The 20,130-nt window shown below is 47.6% G+C and carries 20 protein-coding genes; 11 read left to right on the forward strand and 9 right to left on the reverse strand.

What is annotated here, in order from left to right; all coding sequences use genetic code 11:
• Window positions 1-105: 105 nt before the first annotated feature.
• Window positions 106-282, reverse strand: a complete 177-nt coding sequence (locus NLBNIHML_RS16135; RefSeq protein WP_339238663.1) for an aspartyl-phosphate phosphatase Spo0E family protein — start codon at window positions 280-282, stop codon at window positions 106-108.
• A 434-nt stretch (window positions 283-716) separates the two neighbouring features.
• Here NLBNIHML_RS16135 and NLBNIHML_RS16140 point away from each other — a divergent pair, with 434 nt between their 5' ends.
• Window positions 717-1,340, forward strand: a complete 624-nt coding sequence (locus tag NLBNIHML_RS16140) for an acetate uptake transporter (RefSeq protein WP_091012490.1) — start codon at window positions 717-719, stop codon at window positions 1,338-1,340.
• Between the two features lie 209 nt (window positions 1,341-1,549).
• Window positions 1,550-2,062, forward strand: coding sequence for an acyl-CoA thioesterase (locus NLBNIHML_RS16145; protein WP_124116913.1), 513 nt, complete (start codon window positions 1,550-1,552; stop codon window positions 2,060-2,062).
• Between the two features lie 35 nt (window positions 2,063-2,097).
• Here the strand turns inward: NLBNIHML_RS16145 and NLBNIHML_RS16150 are convergent, their stop codons facing one another.
• Both NLBNIHML_RS16150 and NLBNIHML_RS16155 read right to left on the reverse strand, forming a co-directional pair.
• On the reverse strand, window positions 2,098-3,174 hold the full coding sequence (locus NLBNIHML_RS16150; RefSeq protein WP_494352296.1) for an anthranilate phosphoribosyltransferase: 1,077 nt from the start codon (window positions 3,172-3,174) through the stop codon (window positions 2,098-2,100).
• A gap of 18 nt (window positions 3,175-3,192) precedes the next feature.
• Window positions 3,193-3,786 (reverse strand): ANTAR domain-containing response regulator, encoded by a 594-nt coding sequence (locus NLBNIHML_RS16155; RefSeq protein ID WP_339238665.1) that lies wholly within the window; start codon window positions 3,784-3,786, stop codon window positions 3,193-3,195.
• Window positions 3,787-4,377: 591 nt separating this feature from the next.
• Between NLBNIHML_RS16155 and nirB the strand changes: the two genes are divergently transcribed.
• The 4 genes from nirB to cobA are packed head-to-tail and all read left to right on the forward strand — an operon-like array spanning window position 4,378 to window position 8,839.
• Window positions 4,378-6,819: a nitrite reductase large subunit NirB gene (gene nirB / locus NLBNIHML_RS16160; protein ID WP_494352297.1), complete on the forward strand. Its 2,442-nt coding sequence runs from the start codon at window positions 4,378-4,380 to the stop codon at window positions 6,817-6,819.
• Window positions 6,820-6,835: 16 nt separating this feature from the next.
• Window positions 6,836-7,153 carry a nitrite reductase small subunit NirD gene (gene nirD / locus NLBNIHML_RS16165; RefSeq protein WP_074092734.1) on the forward strand — a complete coding sequence of 106 codons (318 nt, stop codon included), beginning with the start codon at window positions 6,836-6,838 and terminating at the stop codon, window positions 7,151-7,153.
• A gap of 37 nt (window positions 7,154-7,190) precedes the next feature.
• Entirely contained in the window at window positions 7,191-8,072 is an 882-nt protein-coding gene (locus tag NLBNIHML_RS16170; RefSeq protein WP_494352298.1) for a formate/nitrite transporter family protein, read from the forward strand.
• On the forward strand, window positions 8,069-8,839 hold the full coding sequence (gene cobA / locus NLBNIHML_RS16175; protein ID WP_494352299.1) for a uroporphyrinogen-III C-methyltransferase: 771 nt from the start codon (window positions 8,069-8,071) through the stop codon (window positions 8,837-8,839). The genes NLBNIHML_RS16170 and cobA overlap by 4 nt, the downstream gene beginning before the upstream one ends.
• Before the next feature lie 271 nt (window positions 8,840-9,110).
• Here cobA and NLBNIHML_RS16180 read toward each other — a convergent pair whose 3' ends face one another.
• Window positions 9,111-9,749 carry a TetR/AcrR family transcriptional regulator gene (locus NLBNIHML_RS16180; RefSeq protein WP_339238669.1) on the reverse strand — a complete coding sequence of 213 codons (639 nt, stop codon included), beginning with the start codon at window positions 9,747-9,749 and terminating at the stop codon, window positions 9,111-9,113.
• Window positions 9,750-9,942: 193 nt separating this feature from the next.
• Here NLBNIHML_RS16180 and NLBNIHML_RS16185 point away from each other — a divergent pair, with 193 nt between their 5' ends.
• The gene (locus NLBNIHML_RS16185) at window positions 9,943-10,710 is read left to right on the forward strand and encodes an SDR family NAD(P)-dependent oxidoreductase (RefSeq protein ID WP_076332059.1); all 768 of its coding nucleotides are present in this window, start codon (window positions 9,943-9,945) and stop codon (window positions 10,708-10,710) included.
• 439 nt (window positions 10,711-11,149) lie between these two features.
• On the opposite strand, the gene NLBNIHML_RS16190 is transcribed toward NLBNIHML_RS16185, so the two are convergent.
• The 3 genes from NLBNIHML_RS16190 to NLBNIHML_RS16200 all read right to left on the reverse strand — a co-directional run bounded on the left by NLBNIHML_RS16190 (window position 11,150) and on the right by NLBNIHML_RS16200 (window position 13,693).
• Complete coding sequence (locus NLBNIHML_RS16190) at window positions 11,150-11,404, reverse strand: hypothetical protein (RefSeq protein WP_124116914.1); 255 nt, start codon at window positions 11,402-11,404, stop codon at window positions 11,150-11,152.
• A gap of 259 nt (window positions 11,405-11,663) precedes the next feature.
• The gene (locus NLBNIHML_RS16195) at window positions 11,664-13,016 is read right to left on the reverse strand and encodes a sensor histidine kinase (RefSeq protein WP_494352300.1); all 1,353 of its coding nucleotides are present in this window, start codon (window positions 13,014-13,016) and stop codon (window positions 11,664-11,666) included.
• On the reverse strand, window positions 13,016-13,693 hold the full coding sequence (locus NLBNIHML_RS16200) for a response regulator transcription factor (RefSeq protein WP_339243244.1): 678 nt from the start codon (window positions 13,691-13,693) through the stop codon (window positions 13,016-13,018). Before NLBNIHML_RS16200 ends, NLBNIHML_RS16195 begins: the two co-directional genes overlap by 1 nt.
• Window positions 13,694-13,946: 253 nt before the next feature.
• Between NLBNIHML_RS16200 and NLBNIHML_RS16205 the strand changes: the two genes are divergently transcribed.
• From NLBNIHML_RS16205 to NLBNIHML_RS16215, 3 genes are read left to right on the forward strand one after another with little or no spacing between them, the layout of a single operon-like run.
• Window positions 13,947-14,771, forward strand: a complete 825-nt coding sequence (locus NLBNIHML_RS16205) for a polyphosphate polymerase domain-containing protein (RefSeq protein WP_091013215.1) — start codon at window positions 13,947-13,949, stop codon at window positions 14,769-14,771.
• Window positions 14,764-15,444: a DUF4956 domain-containing protein gene (locus NLBNIHML_RS16210; RefSeq protein WP_091012463.1), complete on the forward strand. Its 681-nt coding sequence runs from the start codon at window positions 14,764-14,766 to the stop codon at window positions 15,442-15,444. The genes NLBNIHML_RS16205 and NLBNIHML_RS16210 overlap by 8 nt, the downstream gene beginning before the upstream one ends.
• 26 nt (window positions 15,445-15,470) lie before the next feature.
• On the forward strand, window positions 15,471-17,768 hold the full coding sequence (locus NLBNIHML_RS16215; protein WP_494352301.1) for a carbohydrate-binding domain-containing protein: 2,298 nt from the start codon (window positions 15,471-15,473) through the stop codon (window positions 17,766-17,768).
• 174 nt (window positions 17,769-17,942) lie between these two features.
• Here the strand turns inward: NLBNIHML_RS16215 and NLBNIHML_RS16220 are convergent, their stop codons facing one another.
• The gene (locus tag NLBNIHML_RS16220; RefSeq protein ID WP_494352302.1) at window positions 17,943-18,521 is read right to left on the reverse strand and encodes a class I SAM-dependent methyltransferase; all 579 of its coding nucleotides are present in this window, start codon (window positions 18,519-18,521) and stop codon (window positions 17,943-17,945) included.
• 26 nt (window positions 18,522-18,547) lie between these two features.
• Window positions 18,548-19,219: an FHA domain-containing protein gene (locus NLBNIHML_RS16225; protein ID WP_339238674.1), complete on the reverse strand. Its 672-nt coding sequence runs from the start codon at window positions 19,217-19,219 to the stop codon at window positions 18,548-18,550.
• A 230-nt stretch (window positions 19,220-19,449) separates the two neighbouring features.
• Between NLBNIHML_RS16225 and NLBNIHML_RS16230 the strand changes: the two genes are divergently transcribed.
• Window positions 19,450-19,605 carry a hypothetical protein gene (locus tag NLBNIHML_RS16230; protein WP_017691624.1) on the forward strand — a complete coding sequence of 52 codons (156 nt, stop codon included), beginning with the start codon at window positions 19,450-19,452 and terminating at the stop codon, window positions 19,603-19,605.
• Window positions 19,606-20,130: the final 525 nt, after the last annotated feature.

Below are 20,130 nucleotides of genomic sequence, written 5' to 3' on the forward strand. Positions count from 1 at the left end.
TCAACTGAGGCTGTCCATACCGGCTATATTCATGCCCGTCTGTACGATCAAGTGTCACTTATCTATGTGATTCGTTCTGTATATAAAATTAAAATCCCTTCGGGTTCAGGCCCGTGAATGGTTTCGGCTAATTCGGTTATACTCATTAATCAATTCGTCCAATGCCATAGACTGCCGAATCACATCGGGATGTCCAAGACCACCCTTGTTATGCTCTACCAGCATATAAAGGTTATGTCTGGCCTTTTCTATTTTATTTTTCAAATCCAAACTCATAACCATAACCCCTGATACCTCCTTATTCTGTGAACCATTTTAGTTTTTCCTGTCAATCTATAGTGGGATTAACATATGGCATAGGAGACAAGGATGTTTTGTATTCTTCTCCATTTTTTGATAAAGAATATTTTATCATACAAGTGCTTATCCGAAAATGGCTGATATGACGCAATTTTAGCGTAATCACGAGGGCTTTATTCTTATATCCGACCTCATCATTCACGGCCAGAATGGATTGTGTCGTAAATGTGTATATTAGAAAAACAAAAAGTCTATTGGTTCAAAAGGTAATAAAATCCCTTTCCATAATGGGGTCATTCAGGTACAATAGGGCGATGTGTGTGTCCGGACCCGGCGGATACAAATGATGTAATTTAGAGGACGGCCAACGACGGCCATTAATCCTGATTTGATATTATTGGAGGCTTATCATCAACATGCAGACCGATTCACAGACTAAAGTCAAAATTGTTAACGCCGATCCCAGCGCAATGGGATTATTTGGGTTGGCTATCGTAACCCTGGTCGCTTCTTCCCAAAAGCTTGGCATCACAGATGGACTTAGCTACGCTATTCCTTGGGCAATCTTCCTGGGCGCCTTTGCCCAGTTATTTGCATGCATTCAAGATTCCAAACGCAACAATACCTTTGGCACAACCGCTTTTGGTGCGTACGCATTCTTCTGGTTCGCCATGGCGGCCAATTGGATGATCAAAATGGGCGTATTTGGCTCCACGCTTGCGGAACAGGCCGATGGTAAGCAGCTCGGATTTGCTTTTGCCGGATACCTTGTATTCACCCTGTTCATGACCATCGGTGCGATTGAAGCGAATAAAGTATTGCTGATCATCTTCATTCTGATTGACTTCCTGTTCCTTGGCTTGACCTTTGACGCTTTCGGCGTAGCTCCTCACATTTTCCACACCATTGCAGCATACGCTGAAATGGCGATCGGAATTGTGTCCCTGTATGGTACAGGTGCTTCGGTACTGAACGCTCACTTCGGCTATGCGTTCTTGCCAATCGGCAAACCGTCCGGCATTTTCAAGCCCAAGGCTTAATATACAGCAGTAAACCGCCAGCGCGCCGGTCCGCGCCTGGCGGTTTTTTTGTAGTCCAACTTCATTTGAATATGGTTCTGACCGACACCTATACTAGGGATAACAGATCAAAAAAGACCCTGCAACACCTCAAATGAAATGTCACAGCAGCCATACTGTAAGGAGGAACAAGCATGAGAGAAATACCGAAACCTACGGAGATGGATCAGGTGGAGAAAAAGTATGTACGCGAAACGCGTTGTTTTAAGACGGCACGGGTGTTCCCAACCGATGTCAACAATCACAACACCCTGTTCGGCGGGAAGCTGATGTCCTACATCGATGATATCGCATCCATTGCCGCTTCCAAGCTATGCCGGGTCAATACCGTTACCGCATCAACCGACTCAGTAGACTTCCTGTACCCGATTAACCCAACAGATTCCGTTACGCTGGAGTCGTTCGCGTCGTGGACCGGGCGCAGTTCCATGGAGATTTTTGTGAAAGTGATTCGTGAGGATCTGAAGACCGGAGAGAAAAAAATCGCGGCGACTGCCTTTCTGACCTTTGTGGCCCTGGACGAAAATAATCGCAAACTGATCGTACCCCGCATTATCCCAGAGACGGAAGAAGAGAAGAAACTATACGAGACCGCTCCGGATCGGGCGGCCATGCGGAAAAGGCGGCGGGAAGAGAGCAAGAAATTCGCTGACTTCCTGACCGTTACTTATCCTTGGGAATAAAAATACGCTAAACAAGCACAAGCTTGAACCAAGGGTTACCTGGACGATGCCGGATAAATGGATACCGCCCTGTTATCCGGCAGTTCGCCACCCATGGAGACACACCACTGTTGATAAATACGATATGCCGCACCACTCTCCAGCAATCCCTGACAAGTGTATATGCCCTCTTCGATGGAATTGACACGCCCCGCTGCGTACAAGCGGAATCCTCCATTTAACAGAACCTGATTCACAAAAGCAATATGACCGTCACCGCTTAATACACTTTCCGCCACTTCCAGCTGCTTCGCAGCCGTCCAGACCAGTTCCGGTACGGGCATATCCAATTCATAGGCTGCAGGATCAACCAATTCCAGCTTCATATCACCATCTTCCACGGCGTATACGCGGGTTGGCCGATCAATATACAGATCCTCAGAACCTTCCATTCCCTGCACCACATAAGCACGACGATAATTAAACCGGGTAAGCAGCTTCGCAATCCGATCCAGAAAGGTATTATGAAACACACCAAACACCAGATACGGTGAATGGTTATAATCAATGAGTTTCTCTGCTGTGTTAAACACCGTGCGGAATTCCAGCTCTTCCCGTAACGGACGAAGCTTGCGAAGAGGCTCACACCACTCCTCGGAGGATACATACATGACACCTGAATGGAGCGCAGCGCCTTGGGCATCTGCCCGATCCATCTTACCCGTATCTATTCCTGCTTCCTTCAACAGTACCGACAGCGTAACGCCCCACTTGGGCGGTAAAGGATCACTCCCGTGCAAAGTCACAGGCAACCCGGCTGCCGCGAGTACAAATGCAACCGGAAACGTGGCCATGAACGACTTCGTCCGCCCGTCATAGGGACCAGCACAGTCCAATCCGTCCTGAAAAACGGAGAAACGTTCCGCACTGTTACGACATGCATGAACAAAGGCTTCCAGTTCCTCGACGTTTTCCATTTTCATTCGTTCAGCCATGAGAAAGGCAGCCGTCTGGGCAGGGGAAACCTCCTGTTTCAGGATTTTCTCTGCAACGGTCAGTGCCTCTGTATAATTCAGATCACGCGAGCCTCGTTTCCCACGTCCAACCTCTCGGAGTATCTGAGACATATCCATGGAGAATCCTCCTTCCAATTAAGACTGGAGCAGTTGATGCGCCTTCACAATGGCTGTGGCTACATCGACCATCCGTTTGCGTTCATCCATCGCTTTCTTGCGTAACAGGTCATAGGCTTCAGCCTCGGAAATCTGCTTCAGATCACTAAGGATGGCCTTCGCCATATCAATCCACTTCCGATCTTCCAGCCTGGATTGCAACTGCTTCCGTTCCTGTTCCCACTGCTTGCGTTCCATATAGCGCCGGGCTGCAAAGTGAAGCGTCCAATGGATCTCCGACCCGGTCATGGAAGGGGTAAGTATTCCATCAAATGAAGTTTCGATCTCGCAGGAGTCTGCGGAGGAAGAGGCTGTGTCTGGCGCGCACCACCAGAGCAGCGGGGAATCCGACTTTCCCTTTCCCAGGCAGTTCACCCAGTACTCCACGTCAGCCAGCGACAGATGCAAGATGGATGCTTCCGCCGCACGAGCCAGCTTCACCGCTTCCGCCTCACTGCCTGCCACCTGTACATGGTACCCGTTCGCTCCCAGCAGCCTCTCCGGTGTCAGAGGGATTGCATCGGACGAATCAGCTATCGTTGATTGTATACGGATGACCAATAAAGATCGCATGATGGAGCAATCCCTCCCTGATTACGTATAATTAGAATCGTGTTATTTAAGACATTAACACATGAAAGCGCTATATATGTTATATTACCTGACAAAAGCGCAAATCAATCTGATTTTATAAATGATTCCGAAGTAATAAATACAACAATCATGAAGGATCGTCCTAGTGGCCCAAAAGAATGAAACACTAATCATGACACGTTTTCTATGCTTTTTGTTGTTACTGCCACACTATTTTTCACTAAAACATTCATTTTCATGAATATATATCCTTAAAACCTCTTCGATCATTCGTGTTCCAATAAACTCATGTAAACATAATTAACTTTAAATTTCAAATACTTTTTTGTGTCAACTATATTGACATGGTTAGATCGATCTTTTATAGTTAAGCCATAACAACTCCATATTTGAATCAATCACAGTTACAACGGCGTAGCTGGTTGAAACGGCAATGAAGCCTGTTTTGCAATCTCGGAGCAAGGGATGCGTATGTATATGCGCAGTCCTCCGAGGCATAACAGGCTTTTTCGATTTTAGAGACAAGATTTCGAGGCAGTTCGCACAATGGACCTAAGGGGGCTAATCATAATGAGTACAACGAAAAAGCTGGTATTGGTCGGTAATGGCATGGCGGGAATTCGTACAATCGAACATATCCTTAAGCTCGCTCCGCACGCTTATGAAATTACAGTCTTCGGCGCAGAGCCGCATCCCAACTACAACCGCATCATGCTCTCCTCTGTATTGGCTGGCGGAACATCCATCGAAGATATCGTCATCAACGAGTGGAGCTGGTACGAAGATAACGGCATTCAGGTATACCCGGGAGACCCGGTTGTTCAGATCGATACCGAGCGCAAGGAAGTTGTATCTCAGAACGGTGTACGCGCAGCCTATGATGAGCTGATTATGGCAACCGGATCACAAGCGTTCATCCTGCCACTTCCCGGTGCCAACAAGGAAGGCGTGATCGGTTTCCGCGATATTAAAGATTGCGAGACCATGATGGCAGCCTCACAAAAATATCGCAAAGCTGCCGTCATTGGAGGCGGATTGCTAGGACTTGAAGCAGCGCGTGGGCTGCTCAATCTGGGCATGGACGTCACGGTCATCCACATTAACGGTCATCTGATGGACCGGAATCTGGATCTGCCAGCAGGGCTGATGCTCCAGCGGGAGCTTGAAGAGCAGGGCATGAAGTTCCTTTTGAATAAACATACCGAAGAAATCACAGGCAAGCATCGAGTGAAAGCCATTCGTTTCACGGATCAGACCGTACTTGAAGCTGACCTGGTTGTCATGGCTGTCGGGATTCGTCCTCAGATCGAACTGGCTCGGAATGCCGGCCTGGATGTCAATCGTGGTGTCATCGTAGATGATTATATGCATACCAGCATTCCTGGGATCTCTGCCGTCGGCGAATGTGCAGAACACCGCGGTATTGCCTACGGACTGGTTGCTCCATTATATGAACAAGGTATGGTGCTCGCGAAACGCTTGGCTGGTGCCGCCACTGAAGGATATGCAGGCTCAGTAACTTCCACCAAACTGAAAGTATCCGGAGTCGACGTATTCTCTGCCGGACAATTCAAAGACGCTGCAGATACGCGCAGCATTCGCATTCAGGATGATGTTGATGGTGTGTACAAAAAGATGGTAATCAAGGATGGGCAGCTGATTGGGGCCGTACTGTTCGGGGATACCACAGATGGCGCATCGCTGTTTTCCCTCATTAAAAGTGGCGAGAACATTAGCGGCCGTGAGAAAGAAATTTTGCTCGGCGTACCTTCCGGCGCTTCAGGCTCTGGTCCATCTGTCGCAGAACGTATGGCCAGTATGCCAGATGACGAAATCGTCTGTGGTTGTAACGGTGTTACCAAAGCTTCCATCGGAGATGCCGTTCTGAATAAAGGCTGTAATACGCTCGGTGCCATCAAGTCCTGCACCAAAGCTTCCGCTTCTTGTGGTGGATGCAAACCGATTATCGAAAACCTGCTCACGTATTATGCCGGTGATAATGTAGGCGAACAGACCAAAGAAGGCATCTGTGGCTGCACCTCCTATGATCGGGATGAGATTGTTGCACAAATCAAGGAAATGGGACTCAAAAGCGTGAAGGAAGTGATGAACGTTCTCGGTTGGAATGAACCGGAAGGTTGCTCCAAGTGTCGTCCGTCCCTGAATTATTATCTCGGTATGATCTGGCCGGCTGAATACAGGGATGAGCGTGTATCCAAATTCACCAATGAACGTTATCACGCCAACATTCAGAAGGACGGTACCTATTCCGTTATTCCACGGATCTATGGTGGTGTTACTTCCCCGGCTGAATTGATCAAGATTGCAACTGTCGCAGAGAAATACGATGTTCCGATGGTGAAGTTCACGGGTGGACAACGGCTCGATCTGCTCGGAGTACAGAAAGAGAACCTGCCGAAGATCTGGGAAGAGCTCGATATGCCTTCCGGTTTCGGTTATGGTAAGGCACTTCGTACCGTGAAGACGTGTGTTGGCAATACATTCTGTCGATTCGGTACACAGGACTCCATCGAGATGGGCATTCGTCTGGAGAAAAAACTCGATAAAATGGTTGCTCCAGCAAAAGTGAAACTTGCTGTATCTGGATGTCCGCGGAACTGTGCGGAAGCGACCATCAAGGATCTGGGTGTTGTCGCCATCGATGGTGCATGGGAGATTCATGTTGGTGGTAACGCCGGAGTTAAAGTTCGCACAGCCGAGCTGCTCTGCACAGTGAAGACCGATGCGGAAGTGGAAGAGTGGACCTACTCTTACCTGCAATATTATAGAGAGAACGCAAAATGGAATGAGAGAACAGCGGCATGGATTGAACGGGTAGGTCTGGAACATGTGAAGGAAGCATTGGCGGATCGGGATGTACGTCTCGCTCTGGTCGAACGTCTGGAAGTTACGCTGGGTCACACGGTTGATCCTTGGAAAGAAATCATTGAAGACGAGAAATTGCGTAAAAACTTCACCCCACTGTCCGGTGCCGAGCCGGTAACTCACTAGAAGAGGAGGAACAGCGATGAACAAATTCCGGATTGGACACTTGGCGGATATTGATGAAAAGGGTGCACGGACTTTCCTGATACAGGATACCGAAATTGCAGTCTTCAAACTGAGCGACGGGAGTCTGCACGCCGTCGAGAATCGCTGCCCTCACAAGGGCGGCAAGCTGTCGGAAGGCATGGTATGCGGGACAGCGGTTCATTGTCCTTTGCATGATTGGAAGATTGATCTGCGTAACGGTAAGGTACATGAGCCGGATGAGGGCTGTCTGAACACCTACAAAACAGAAGTAGACGGCAACAGTGGAGAAATTTATATCACAATTGCGGGTTAAATGCTAAAGATACTCTGACATCAAGGAGGCGTGCGCTATGGATTTTGTTAAACCTGCAGAAGTGCTGCAATCGATGCTCGAAGCTGGTGAGAGCAAAGCCAGAATGAATCGGGTACAGATGCTAATCCGCGGTTTTCTGGCAGGGGCTATCCTTGCTTTTGCAACCACATTGGCATATACCGCTGTAACTCAAACTTCAGTTGGTTTGGCAGGTGCACTGATATTCCCCGCGGGATTCGTCATTATTGTTCTGCTGGGCCTTGAATTGGTGACAGGAAACTTTGCGATGCTCCCACTCGCACTGATGAAACGCAGAATTACATGGATGGATATGCTCCGAAATTATTTTTGGGTGATCACAGGTCATCTGCTTGGATGTGCATTCTATGCTCTTTTATACGGACTGACCATTACCAAGATGGGTACGGATATGAGCAACCCACTCATTCAAACGCTGATTCAGACCAGTGAAGCTAAAACATTAGGATATCAGCATTTGGGCGGAGCAGGCATTGTTCTGGTGATCATCAAGGCCATTCTATGTAACTGGATGGTCACACTCGGGGCCGTGATGGCGATGACATCCACATCAACCCTAGGTAAAATCGTAGCGATGTGGCTGCCTATTACGATATTTTTCGCCCAAGGTTTTGAGCACGCTGTGGTGAATATGTTTGTTATTCCGGCAGGCATGATGCTCGGTGCACAGGTCAGTGTCGCTGACTGGTGGCTGTGGAATCAGATCCCGGTGTTGGTGGGTAACCTCATTGGCGGAGCTGCATTTACAGGCCTCGGCCTTTATGCTGCCCATCACTGGGGGAAACCAGTGAAGCTATCAACCAAACTGGCAACCATTCAGGGTGGTCGTTCCGGATTGGCAAGTTCCGATGCGGCACCGAAATTGGGGACACGATCATGAGCCGGGGCTTGGTTAGTATCGTTGGCGCTGGCCCTGGAGATCCGGATCTGATTACGGTAAAAGCCCTGAAACGTATTCAGTCCGCAGATGTCATTATGTATGATCGGCTTGTGAATGATCAATTGCTCGCTGAGGCTCGCGTCGGAGCACTCCGCATCTACTGCGGCAAAGCCCCAGGGCTTCACTCCATGAGTCAGGAGATGATTGGACGGATGCTTGCTGCACATGCAGCTGAAGGCAAACAAGTCGTACGACTCAAGGGTGGCGATCCGTTCATCTTTGGCCGTGGTGGTGAAGAAGCGCTTGTGCTGGCAGAAGCAGGGATTGCATTCGAGATCATTCCCGGCATCACTTCAGCTGTAGGTACATCCGCTTCCTCCCTTATTCCGTTAACCCATCGCGGGATTGCTTCATCGTTTGCATGTGTCACGGGAACCGGCAGTGACGGAAGTGTATCTTCCGTTCGCTGGGACCTGCTCGCCCATAGCGTGGATACACTGGTCATCTATATGGGCATTAGCCAACTCCCCCAGATCCAACATGAATTGCTTCACCATGGGAAAAGTGGACACACCCCTGCGGCTTTAATCGAAAGGGGAACCACTTCGGAGGAACGCATTATTACCGGCACACTTGCCGAACTTCATTCCCTAGCCCTGTCACATCAAGTGAATAATCCGGCATTGATCATGATCGGAGAGTCGGTCCTGATTCGCGAACAGCTGCTTCAGATGCAACAGGCCGCTAATGCCTCCATGACCGGATAATCGAATTGGATTCCTTCATCTATATCAATTAAACTAAACATTTACACAAAACGGAGAGGACAGAAAGGACCTGAAGAAGCGGAGCATTCGCCTACAAGCTTTCTGTAAGAAAGCTACATCGGAAGCATACGCTATCCCCGGATTTAATCTTTATAAAAGAAATCAAAAAAATCTGGGGATAACAGCGATCGGAAGGTTGTTCTGTCATCGAAGTGTGCAGTGTAAATATTCTTTAGTTCAATTTATATAGAACAAAACTTCTATTCGACCCTTAATCCAACAGCATACGCTCGTGAATCGTCCGACCCTTCTGCCCTGGTTCAATCAGCAGACGGGTCGGTTTGATGTTGATCAGTGCCGTAAGCTGCTCTCCCATATAATGCGCAGAATATTTGAACCCAATCTCCGCCCAGTGCATAATCACGCCCACCGTAGCAGATACCAGATAACTTAACATGATGTCGTAATTAATCGTGTGTTCGCTATCTTCGGTCACCAGTACAAAATCCTCTGTTAAATACGTTCTAAACATATTGCACAGCCGGGAACCCATATCGGAATGCATCGTCATTAATGCGCGGAAAATATCCTGATGAGCTTCAATATATTCAAATACCGGCATCGTGGATGGCAGCAATGCAGTCATATCCACTTCTTTGAGCTGTGCATATGGTGCTGCATAAGCCTGTCCTACCCCCTGCATGAAATCATCCAGAATGAACTGCAACAACTCCGGTTTGCCGGGAAAATGTAAATAGAAGGTTCCACGGTTGTAATCCGCCCGCTCCGTAATATCCCGGATGGTGAGGGCATCCGCTCCCTTCTCCAATATCAAAGAAACCGCCGCAGCGATGATGGCATCCTGCGTTCTTCGTGCTCTCCGGTCCTGAGGATGTTCAATAATCAACATTTTCGCCTCCTTTGTTCATTATTGTAAACTAAATGAACACCGCTTACATCTCTGTCCGATAGCTGACATATGCGCTGTCAATGATTATTGTCACATGGCTATGTATATCTTAACATTGAGACAGGAAAGATAGACGACAGGTTGAAACTTTTTTTAAAATACCTGCCAATAATGAATAAGGAGCGAATCATTCATGAGTACATCGTATACACATACAGCCGTTATTACAGGAGCAGCCGGAGGCATTGGTAAAGAATTGGCACGCCGTCTCGCAGAGCGCAAAATCAATCTGGTACTGGTTGACCTGAATGAAGAAGCCATCCAGCAGACGATCACCGATCTGAACCTCGACAAGGAACACGTCATCGCTGTAAAAGCGAACGTATCCCAGGAAGCAGACGTGAAAAACTATGTGCAAAAAGCACTGGATGCGTTTGGACGAATCGATTATTTTGCCAATAATGCCGGCATTGAAGGCCCAACAGGACTGATCGAAGACCTGAGTGTTGAAGCACTCGACACCGTGTATAACGTCAACATTCGTGGCGTATTCCTGGGTCTGCAAAATGTCATTCCTGTTATGAAAAAACAAAAATCCGGTGCGATTCTAAATACCTCTTCCCTTGCGGGTCTGATGGGCGCACCTGCCGTATCTCCATATATTATGTCCAAACATGCCGTAGTTGGCCTCACACGTACCGCTGCCAATGAACTGGCACCTTACAATATCCGGGTTAACGCTGTATTGCCAGGCACAATCAATACCCGCATGATGCGCCAGATCGAAGCTAATTCCGGCAACGTGGAAGATTATCAATCTGCTACGGTATCTGCCATTCCAATGGGCCGTTACGGTGAACCGGAAGAAGTCGCTGCGGTAATGAACTTCCTATTGTCCGAAGAAGCATCCTATGTAACAGCTTCCCTCTACACCGTAGATGGCGGTATGATGGGTCAATAAGAAGCTGTAAACTGTAGGAGTTATACCGACAAGTATCCCCCAAGGGATGCCTTGTCACTACAATCTAAAAAAAGGCCTCAACACCACAGTAACGTGGAGTTGAGGTCTTTTTTACAGTACGATACTTAGACTTAAACTTAGCATGTTTAAGGCTGCGCATGTGAAATGTTACTTTTGGAACAGCCATTTAACGCCTCGCCGTTGCCCTTGTGATCACTCACGCTAACGAACCCAGAACAGAACACCTTATTTCGGCTAAAAGTGCTTATTCCCCGAACTAACGAATCTCAGACACGCAAGTTCCGCACAAATACTGCAATTGCACCGAAAAGCCCTAGAATCCAGAGAATAACGTATCTGAGATTCGTTAGATTTCCAATCGAGCGAGAAATACCTGAATAAGGCGTGTCAGGTTCGTTAAACTTTGCCTACGCTGAACTTAATCGACGTACCCCGCGTGACCCTTGTCCATCAAGTAGTCCATCTCAGCATCCAAAATGCTTTCTACGGTCAACTCATCCAGCTTCACATCTTTGCGACTAAGGATGTAGTCAGCCAGATCATCGCCGTCAATATCCACATCGTTACCTTTGGCATTTTCATGCGCCTTGTTGATGTACGCTTGCTCATGCTTCAGTACAAGGGCGATGTTCGCCTGGCTTGCCTTCGTTTTATCTGCAATATACTGCATCATTTCTTGTTCATTAATTGCGTTTGCTTCTGCCACGTTCAGTTCATCTCCTTGATTCATACATACTGTTGCCATTGTAGCATAGGTTAACCCATTACAGGCAGAACTTATGCCTAACGAATGATTATAGAGCGGCAGCGAGGGTTAGTGTGGGAAACCGCAACGCAGGTAAAATACTCTATTCTCATCTAGGTGAAAATAAGACGTTGATGCATCGTAGTGAGTTGAGAGTTCAACTCTACGCCAGCGCCTCACTCCATCCCTACGACAACCGTACGTAAAATGTAGCGCCCTCTCCGACCACACTTCGGGCGTATAGTTCTCCTTTGTGCTGATCCACAATGGAACGAGCAATCGCGAGACCCAAACCATGCCCACCATGTTTGCGTGCTCTTGACGAATCCGTACGATAGAATCGATCGAAGATCCGATCCAGATGTTCGGGTGCAATGCCTTCACCTGTATTGGACACGGCCAGCATGACATCATTATTCTGTTTCTGTAGCGTAACGTTTACGGACCCTCTGGGCCCGGAATACTTCACCGCATTATCGAGCAGGATCAGAATGACCTGTTTGATCTGCTCAATGTTCCCATGAACCGTAAGATTCGGCTCAATGTTGTAATCAAGGGAGATATTTTTCTCAAAAATAACGGCTTCCATTGGCAAAATAATACTCTCTACCGCATCGCTCATATTAAACTTCGCATGAATCATCGTCGAGCGCGAGTCGTCCATCTGTGTCAGATAGAGCAGATCATTCGTAAGTCCGGTCATGCGCTCGGTTTCCGACTTGATATAGTGAAGCCACTTCGCCTGGTTCGCTATGGTATCCTCCTGATTTGCAAGCAGCACGTCAGCATTGGTATTGATGATCGCCAGAGGGGTTTTCAGCTCATGTGAAGCATCGCCGATGAATTGTTTTTGTTTCTCAAATGCTTCTCTAACCGGCGCAATGGAGCGATTCGCAAAATAACGACTCAGGAAGTATATTCCAATCAACATGATTAATCCAACAACAGCAAATGTATAGATCAGATTGGTCAGAATACCCTGTTGTGCCGTCACATCAATGAATACGATCATATGGCCATCACCGCTCGGATCAACTACATAGGCCCAGTCCGTTCCATCCAATGCAAATTGTCCAGTCTGCCGTTCCGAATTACCAACTTTATTCTGGTCAACCTTTTGCAACGCCTCGGTGTAGAACGTATCTTCCATATCAAATCGGGATTGCGTATCCGTAATCTTCCACTGGTCATCCGTTTTGATCATGAATGAAATGGAACGCGCCGGAGGTGCATTGGGGTCTCCACCGGGTCCTTCATTGTTACCACTCATGGCATTGGAAGGTAGCGAATCTGAACCGGAAGCACCTGTACTAGCGCCTGATCCAGACCCCGTCCCCATCCCCCCACCTTCCCCGCGCGGCATCTTGGATGAATTATAAGGACTATGATAGAAATCAGAAACCTTGTACAACTCCATATTTGTCTCCCGTTGCACATTCTGATATGTAATCGTATAGATCGTCGCAAATGCCACCAGCATCATAATCGATATGGACACCAGATTCACGATCAGGAATCGATTTCGGAGTTTATTGAACATCAGGACGTCACCTCAAGCACATACCCCACACCCCGAATCGTGTTAATGCGGACAGCCGAGTTCAGGAACGTTAATTTTTTGCGTAAAAACGAGATGTACACCTCCACATTGTTATACTCCACTTCCGAATCGAATCCCCACAACTTCTCAATAATCTGCTCTTTGGAGGTAATCGCCTGTTTGCGCGTAATCAACAGCTCCAGCAGTTCATTCTCCTTCAGATTCAGCTTGATCTCCTTCCCCTGAACGCTCAGCTTCAATTGAGTTGTGTTCAGCTCCATGTCGCCGAATTTCAGTCCGTCCTCCGGAACCACTTCGCCCTTCCGTCTTAAGGCTGCACGAATTCGGGCCAGCAATTCCTCTGTGGCGAAGGGCTTGGCGATATAATCATCGGCACCATAATCGAGGCCTGTGACCTTGTCCGATAATTCACCTTTGGCCGTAAGCAGAATGACAGGCGTATGATTGCCTTCGCTGCGAAGTTTCTTCAGGACGGTGATTCCGTCCATCTCTGGCATCATGATGTCGAGCAGTAACAGGTCATAAATACCGCTCTGCGCATAATCAAATCCTGATCTGCCGTCGTGGACCATGTCCACGGAGTAGTTGTTTTTTTTCAAAATCTGAGATACTGCCTCTGCCAAATGAACCTCATCTTCCGCAATTAATATTCTCATCATCTATTCATTCCTCTGCTTGAATTATTCGTCTTCATGAACGCTGTATGATATCTCCCATTCTATCAATTAAACCTTGAATCAATCTTAATTCATTTTGCGGATGCGAACTATTATAGGAAGGTAAAAAAATGTTAACGCAATGTAAAACCATTTAAGATTCATTCAAGGTTGGCCCTCTAAGATACAGACATGGAAGCAATACACGATGGAACAAAACATACAACCCACCAACGAAAGGACTGAACCCCACATGGCAATTGAAGTATTCAACCGATATGAGAGCAAATACCTTCTGACGGATGAACAGTACGCCCATTTCTACAACGACCTGCTGAAATACATGGAGCTGGATGCCTACAACAAGAAACATGAATACTACTCCATCAGTAACCTGTACTTCGACACTCCACAGGATTCCCTAATTCGCGCCAGTCTCTCCAAACCAAAATACAAGGAGAAGCTGAGACTGCGGGCATATGGAATACCTGAAGAGAATGCCAAAGTGTATCTGGAGATCAAAAAGAAAGTCTTTGGCCTGGTGAACAAGCGCAGAACCGCCTTGAAGCTGGATGAAGCGTACGAATTCGTTCGTTCAGGACAGGCACCGGAGCTGGCAGACTATATGAACAAACAGGTTGTGGAAGAGATCAAATACTTCCTTCGCCTCTACGATCTTGAACCGAAAGTGTATCTGGCGTATGAACGCAAAGCACTCTTTGACAAGAACAGCCGGGATCTCCGCATTACCTTTGACACCAACATTCGCAGCCGCAGATACGATCTGAAGCTGGAACAAGGAGATTACGGTGAACCGCTCGTGAAGGACGGAAGGTGGCTGATGGAAGTGAAAGCCGAGAAAACCGTTCCGCTGTGGCTGTCGCAACTGCTCTGTGAGCATGGTCTCTACCGCACTGGATTCTCCAAATACGGCAACGAGTTCAGACATCTGGTGAGAACAACCAACCTGAATTACCAGTCGGAGCGCATTCTTGTACCAGGCACCGATTTCAACCCATCCATAGAACAAGAACAAGATAAAACGATTATAGAAAGAGAGCGTGTCCTATATGCTTGATTCACTATTCAGTTCCGCCCTTACCGATACCAACCTGACGTTTAACAACGCAGTCATCACCATTGGTCTTGCCATCATTCTGGGATTAATCATCAGCCTCACGTACATGAAGACCAACCAAGCCACATACTCCCAGAGCTTCACCCTAACGATGGTGGTCCTGCCCGTCATTGTCGCCATCATCATCCTGCTCATCGGCAGCAACATTGCTCGAGCATTCAGCTTGGCAGGTGCATTCTCGATCATTCGTTTCCGCAGTGCCCCTGGTGATCCAAAGGATATTGCTTATGTATTGTTCACGATGGCTTCCGGTCTTGCCTGCGGTGTAGGTGCTTTTGGATACGCAGTGCTGTTCACGATTATCCTGTGTGTGCTGATGTTTGTCCTGAGTCGCTTCAACTTCGGCGGCAAGAAGAGTCAGCTGAAAACGCTGAAAGTCACCATTCCTGAGAATTTGAGCTATGAAGAAGCGCTTAATGAAGTGTTCCATACATTTAATGTACCTTTTGACCTGAAAAAGATCAGAACGACCGAGCTCGGCAGTCTGTATGAGCTGGTCTACAGTGTAACTATTCACGAAAGTGTTAGCCAAAAGGAATTCCTTGATGCCATCCGCACACGGAACGGCAACCTGGATATCTCGTTAACCATGAGTCCAACAACGGAATATTAATTCTTAATTCGAAGGGAACGATCTATATGAAGAAAAACGTGATAACAGGCAGCAAACTTTGGTCCATCGCCATGATTACCAGCCTACTCGCCGCATGCAGTTCACCAGCAACCACAAGCACAACCGCCAATGCCGCAACGTCAACGACAGGAACAACCAAAACGGTATCGGTCAGCGAGCAAACCTCTGTGAAATATGCAGATCTGGTCTCTCTGGATGCTGACGATACCAACATTAGCTGGAGCGAGGCAGATTCCACAGCGATTAAGTTGAACGGCACAACGGCAACGGTAACCGGTTCGGGCGCCAAAGCAGCCAATGGCTCAGTAACAATTACGGAAGCAGGTACTTATGTACTTAGCGGTGAGCTAACCGACGGTCAGATCGTGGTCAACGTTGCCGATAAGGGCACCGTACATCTCGTATTAAACGGAGCTACGATCCATGATAATGACAGTGCAGCGATCTATATTCAGAAGGCCGGTAAAGCGGTGATTACACTCGAAAAAGGAACCAAAAATACCGTATCGGATGGTAAAACGTATGTGTACGCTGACGCTACAACAGACGAGCCGGATGCTGCAATCTTCAGCAAAGCGGATCTTACGTTCAACGGTGCAGGTCAATTGACCGTCACAGGTAACTATAATGAAGGGATTACGAGCAAGGATGATCTGAAGATCATTAGCGGTAACATCAGCGTCAAAGCAGCCGATGACGGCATCAAAGGTAAAGACATGGTCGCCATTCAAGCGGGTACGATTACCATTGAAGCCGAAGGCGACGGTATTAAATCCACCAATGACACGGATACCACCAAAGGTTTCGTTGCCATCGCAGGAGGTACCTTCGATATTCAAAGTGGTAACGACGGTATTCAAGCCGAAACCGCACTTGTTACGGATGGCGGCACATACAACATTGTGACTGCTGGCGGTAGCGCCAATGCTCCAGCCAAAGTCGAAGAAGGTCCATTTGGTGGCGGTGGCGGCGGATGGGGTGGCGGAACACCTCCAACCGATATGGGCACACCACCGGATGGCGAGCCTCCTGCAGATATGCCGGAGATGCCTAATAACAGCGGCAATGCAGGTACTAATACAAACGGTGCAGCAGCATCCAGCTCTGCCAACACAACAGCAACAACCGATAGCGATGCCGATGCGGACACTGCAACAACAGCAACCGAGTCCACAAGTGCCAAAGCACTGAAAGCAGGTACAGACCTTACGGTGAATGGCGGTACGTATACCATTGATTCCATGGATGATTCCCTGCACAGCAACAATAACGTGACAGTCAACGACGGAACATTCAACATTGAATCCGGTGATGATGGCATTCATGCCGATCAGGAACTGACGATTAACGGTGGCACCATCACCATTGCGAAGAGCTATGAAGGACTTGAAGGAGCAATCATCACCCTGAACGATGGGGATGTGGATGTAACGGCATCCGATGATGGCGTCAATGCTGCAGGTGGCGAGACGGAAACAGCTGCAAATACAGCGGCAAGTACAGATAGCGCTACTACAGCAACCGATGCAACAACGACATCGAACATTTCTGTAACCGAAACGACAGGCACAACATCGACTACCGATCAGACATCCCAAGGTACAGATGCTACTCAGCAAGGACGTGGACCGGGCGGAATGGGAGCAGCGAGTAATAACGAGTTCCACATTAACGGCGGTACACTTACCGTGAACGCAGGTGGTGACGGACTGGATTCCAATGGTTCCATTAATATGACTGGTGGTACGGTTATTGTGAACGGACCAACGGATAACGGTAACGGAGCATTGGATTATGACGGTACATTTGTAATCAGCGGTGGATACCTCGTAGCTGCCGGAAGCTCTGGTATGGCACAAGGAACATCCGATGCGTCCACGCAAAATACCATTGTAATGACGTTCCCTGCAACGCAAAAAGCTGGAACACTTGTACATGTACAAGATAGCGAAGGCAATAACATCCTGACCTTTGCTCCGGCAAAAGATTATCAAACTGTGGTTGTCAGCTCACCGGATCTTGCAAAAGATGGTTCATACGTGATTTACTCCGGTGGTACGTCTACAGGTAAAGCGGTGGATGGACTCTACACAGACGGTACTTACAGTGGCGGAACACAAGTGGTTGCATTCCAATCGACCAGTAATGTGACTTGGGTGAATGAATCTGGTGTGACCACAGCCAATACAGGTATGGGGGGTCCTGGCGGAGGCGGTCGACAAGGCGGCTTCGGAGGCGGCAGAAACAGAGCCCAATCCGGTACAACATCCGATAGCACAGGCACTACCGATTCTGCAAAATAATCATGATGTCCTGAGCCATAGAACATAACTTGCTTCTCAGGCACAGGCGAAACAAAAAAAGGCTCCGAATTCACTTCATAAGTGAGTTCGGAGCCTTTTTCGTTATTCTTCTAGAACCGGAATCACAGTATATAACAGCGCTCTGCTCAAGGTGCAGCGAAGGTACTCCTTTTCTCAGAACGAGTAGACATACACCTTGGTACGCAAGGCATCCCGGCATGTAATCGTACGTAGTGGTTCTTTACCCGGCAGTGCAAAACAGACACTAATCACCTTGGCGCCCGTCGGAAGCTCCCGACTGAACTTGTCCAGAAGCCGGGTCATGGCTCCCGGGTACAGATAACAGATCACGCAGTCCGCATGTTCATAGGAACTGGTGTAAATATCCCCGCGCATGAAGCGTAGCCTGCCCTTGAGAGAGGGCTTATTTCCCTTGGCTCGACGTAAGCGAACACGGAGATAGGCAATCATTTGTGACGACCATAAGGGAATGACTGAATTCTCAATCCCGGTCAGCCTTTTGCCAGGACAATGCCTTACAACATCCAGTCCCAGTGTGCCCCATCCGGAACCAGCTTCAATCACATCCCCGTACCCCGGAATACGGTTCACCTCTTGAATGACCACCTGCCTGACGCGGCCGGATGTGGGCATCGGGGAAATCCCGTTTTTCCAACTGACCAGTACGATGGATATGACACCTATCAATGTCACCACGGCAACCAGCCATGGAATCAGGTAAATGATGAACATGAACTCATCCCTTTGTTATGACTCATTCAATCCGGCACATGAGACTTCATATATACACCCTTTTTATAAACAGACTTGATGGTAAAGTGTACACCCAGCTTGCGATTCGTCCGATAGATGAGCGAGTTAATCTCATCAATCCCTACCGCTTCACTCTCCAGCATGCTCCGCTCCGGCCACACCTGAGCCACAATCTGTTCCCTTGTCACAAAGTGGTCAAGTTCGCTGTACAACAGCTTGAACAGCTGATATTCCTTCTTGGATAATGGAATTTCCACCTCTCCAATCTGCACCGTTTGCAGGTGATCCTGCAAGCGTACACCCTCACCCAACAGATCCGACACCCGATATTCCCTTGTCTCTCCAAGATCCCCTTCAGCGCGAAGCTGGATCAAACCGTTGACGAGCGTCAGGCTGTCTCCTTCGCCAAATGGATATTTCTCATAGGGAACGAGACGCTGCCCATTCAGTTCGGTTCCATTTTTGCTATCCAGATCCTCAATCCATAACTGTTGCTGTACATCATAATGAATGCGGCAATGCCGCTTCGATATCATCTGATTATAAACAGACAAGTCCAATTCACTACCGCCTGTATAACGTCCCACCGTAATGGAGCGACCCTGGCTTACATAAGCGAACGAGCCGTCACTTTCCTGCCCTGGCGTACGAATGACGATTTTTGCCGTCTCCCGCATATTATTCTCCCACCTTCAACGATCACTCGATCTCTATAAACATATCTTCAACAATAATGATAAATTCATCAGATTTGTTCCATTGTTTACACCGCTATAGTTCAATATAGTGGTATACAGGAACGAATGAAGTTTGGTTCTACTCACTCTACTATACCAGACGTTGTGCTTTTTTTCTCATGACGGCCGGATATCTACTATAGCTCATTCAACAAGAGAGGTACCTTCCTATGAACAAAAAAAACATTTTCATATACGTATTGCTCGCCTTCGCCTTGTCCATGACATTAACCGTGCTCTCCCGTATGAATGATGATGGCGGAGAATCACTGAAAGGCACCTCGGCTGCCGAAACCTCATGGTTACAGATGAAGATCCAACCCTGAGTCTACTCTATATTATAACGTGATCTCCGCGCAAAACGTTTCACGAATGTCATAATAGGCTATGGCATCGAATCCATATTAAAACTGATCAATAAGGCCCCCGATTGCTGGTCACAGCAGCCCGGAGCCTCATTTTGAATTGTAAAATAATACCTAAAGTTATAGATGATTGCTTGACTACAATCATAAACTGCCCGGCACGCAGATGGATTTTAGCAACACTGAATTAAAACACTCTGAAATCCACAAAAATAACCCGCTTAAAAATGAAGAACACAAAAACAAGAATGCCCACTTTGAATCAGTACGGCCATTCTTATTTTTTGTACACACTAAATGAATCCAGATTGCGCCGGAGCTTACAATTTGTGCACATATATGAGATACTGCACATTTCAGGTTAGGCTATTGTATAGTTTCATACCTCATCCCAATTAAATACTTCTCTCAAAATATTAAATGCTTTTCCTTTGCTCTTTTTCGCTTCATTTATAGTAATATTGCATGGATTACCAACATATCCTC

The sequence above is a fragment of the Paenibacillus sp. JNU01 genome (assembly GCF_059130585.1).

Excerpts from the sequence above, each read along its gene's own strand:
- NLBNIHML_RS16140 (WP_091012490.1), top strand. The coding sequence starts at position 717 with ATGCAGACCGATTCACAGACTAAAGTCAAAATTGTTAACGCCGATCCC.
- NLBNIHML_RS16185 (WP_076332059.1), top strand. The coding sequence starts at position 9,943 with ATGAGTACATCGTATACACATACAGCCGTTATTACAGGAGCAGCCGGA.
- NLBNIHML_RS16180 (WP_339238669.1), bottom strand. The coding sequence starts at position 9,749 with ATGTTGATTATTGAACATCCTCAGGACCGGAGAGCACGAAGAACGCAG.
- NLBNIHML_RS16230 (WP_017691624.1), top strand. The coding sequence starts at position 19,450 with ATGAACAAAAAAAACATTTTCATATACGTATTGCTCGCCTTCGCCTTG.
- NLBNIHML_RS16210 (WP_091012463.1), top strand. The coding sequence starts at position 14,764 with ATGCTTGATTCACTATTCAGTTCCGCCCTTACCGATACCAACCTGACG.
- NLBNIHML_RS16195 (WP_494352300.1), bottom strand. The coding sequence starts at position 13,016 with ATGTTCAATAAACTCCGAAATCGATTCCTGATCGTGAATCTGGTGTCC.
- NLBNIHML_RS16150 (WP_494352296.1), bottom strand. The coding sequence starts at position 3,174 with ATGGATATGTCTCAGATACTCCGAGAGGTTGGACGTGGGAAACGAGGC.
- NLBNIHML_RS16200 (WP_339243244.1), bottom strand. The coding sequence starts at position 13,693 with ATGAGAATATTAATTGCGGAAGATGAGGTTCATTTGGCAGAGGCAGTA.
- NLBNIHML_RS16135 (WP_339238663.1), bottom strand. The coding sequence starts at position 282 with ATGGTTATGAGTTTGGATTTGAAAAATAAAATAGAAAAGGCCAGACAT.
- NLBNIHML_RS16170 (WP_494352298.1), top strand. The coding sequence starts at position 7,191 with ATGGATTTTGTTAAACCTGCAGAAGTGCTGCAATCGATGCTCGAAGCT.
- nirD (WP_074092734.1), top strand. The coding sequence starts at position 6,836 with ATGAACAAATTCCGGATTGGACACTTGGCGGATATTGATGAAAAGGGT.
- NLBNIHML_RS16155 (WP_339238665.1), bottom strand. The coding sequence starts at position 3,786 with ATGCGATCTTTATTGGTCATCCGTATACAATCAACGATAGCTGATTCG.
- NLBNIHML_RS16205 (WP_091013215.1), top strand. The coding sequence starts at position 13,947 with ATGGCAATTGAAGTATTCAACCGATATGAGAGCAAATACCTTCTGACG.
- nirB (WP_494352297.1), top strand. The coding sequence starts at position 4,378 with ATGAGTACAACGAAAAAGCTGGTATTGGTCGGTAATGGCATGGCGGGA.
- NLBNIHML_RS16215 (WP_494352301.1), top strand. The coding sequence starts at position 15,471 with ATGAAGAAAAACGTGATAACAGGCAGCAAACTTTGGTCCATCGCCATG.
- NLBNIHML_RS16220 (WP_494352302.1), bottom strand. The coding sequence starts at position 18,521 with ATGTTCATCATTTACCTGATTCCATGGCTGGTTGCCGTGGTGACATTG.
- NLBNIHML_RS16225 (WP_339238674.1), bottom strand. The coding sequence starts at position 19,219 with ATGCGGGAGACGGCAAAAATCGTCATTCGTACGCCAGGGCAGGAAAGT.
- NLBNIHML_RS16190 (WP_124116914.1), bottom strand. The coding sequence starts at position 11,404 with ATGATGCAGTATATTGCAGATAAAACGAAGGCAAGCCAGGCGAACATC.
- cobA (WP_494352299.1), top strand. The coding sequence starts at position 8,069 with ATGAGCCGGGGCTTGGTTAGTATCGTTGGCGCTGGCCCTGGAGATCCG.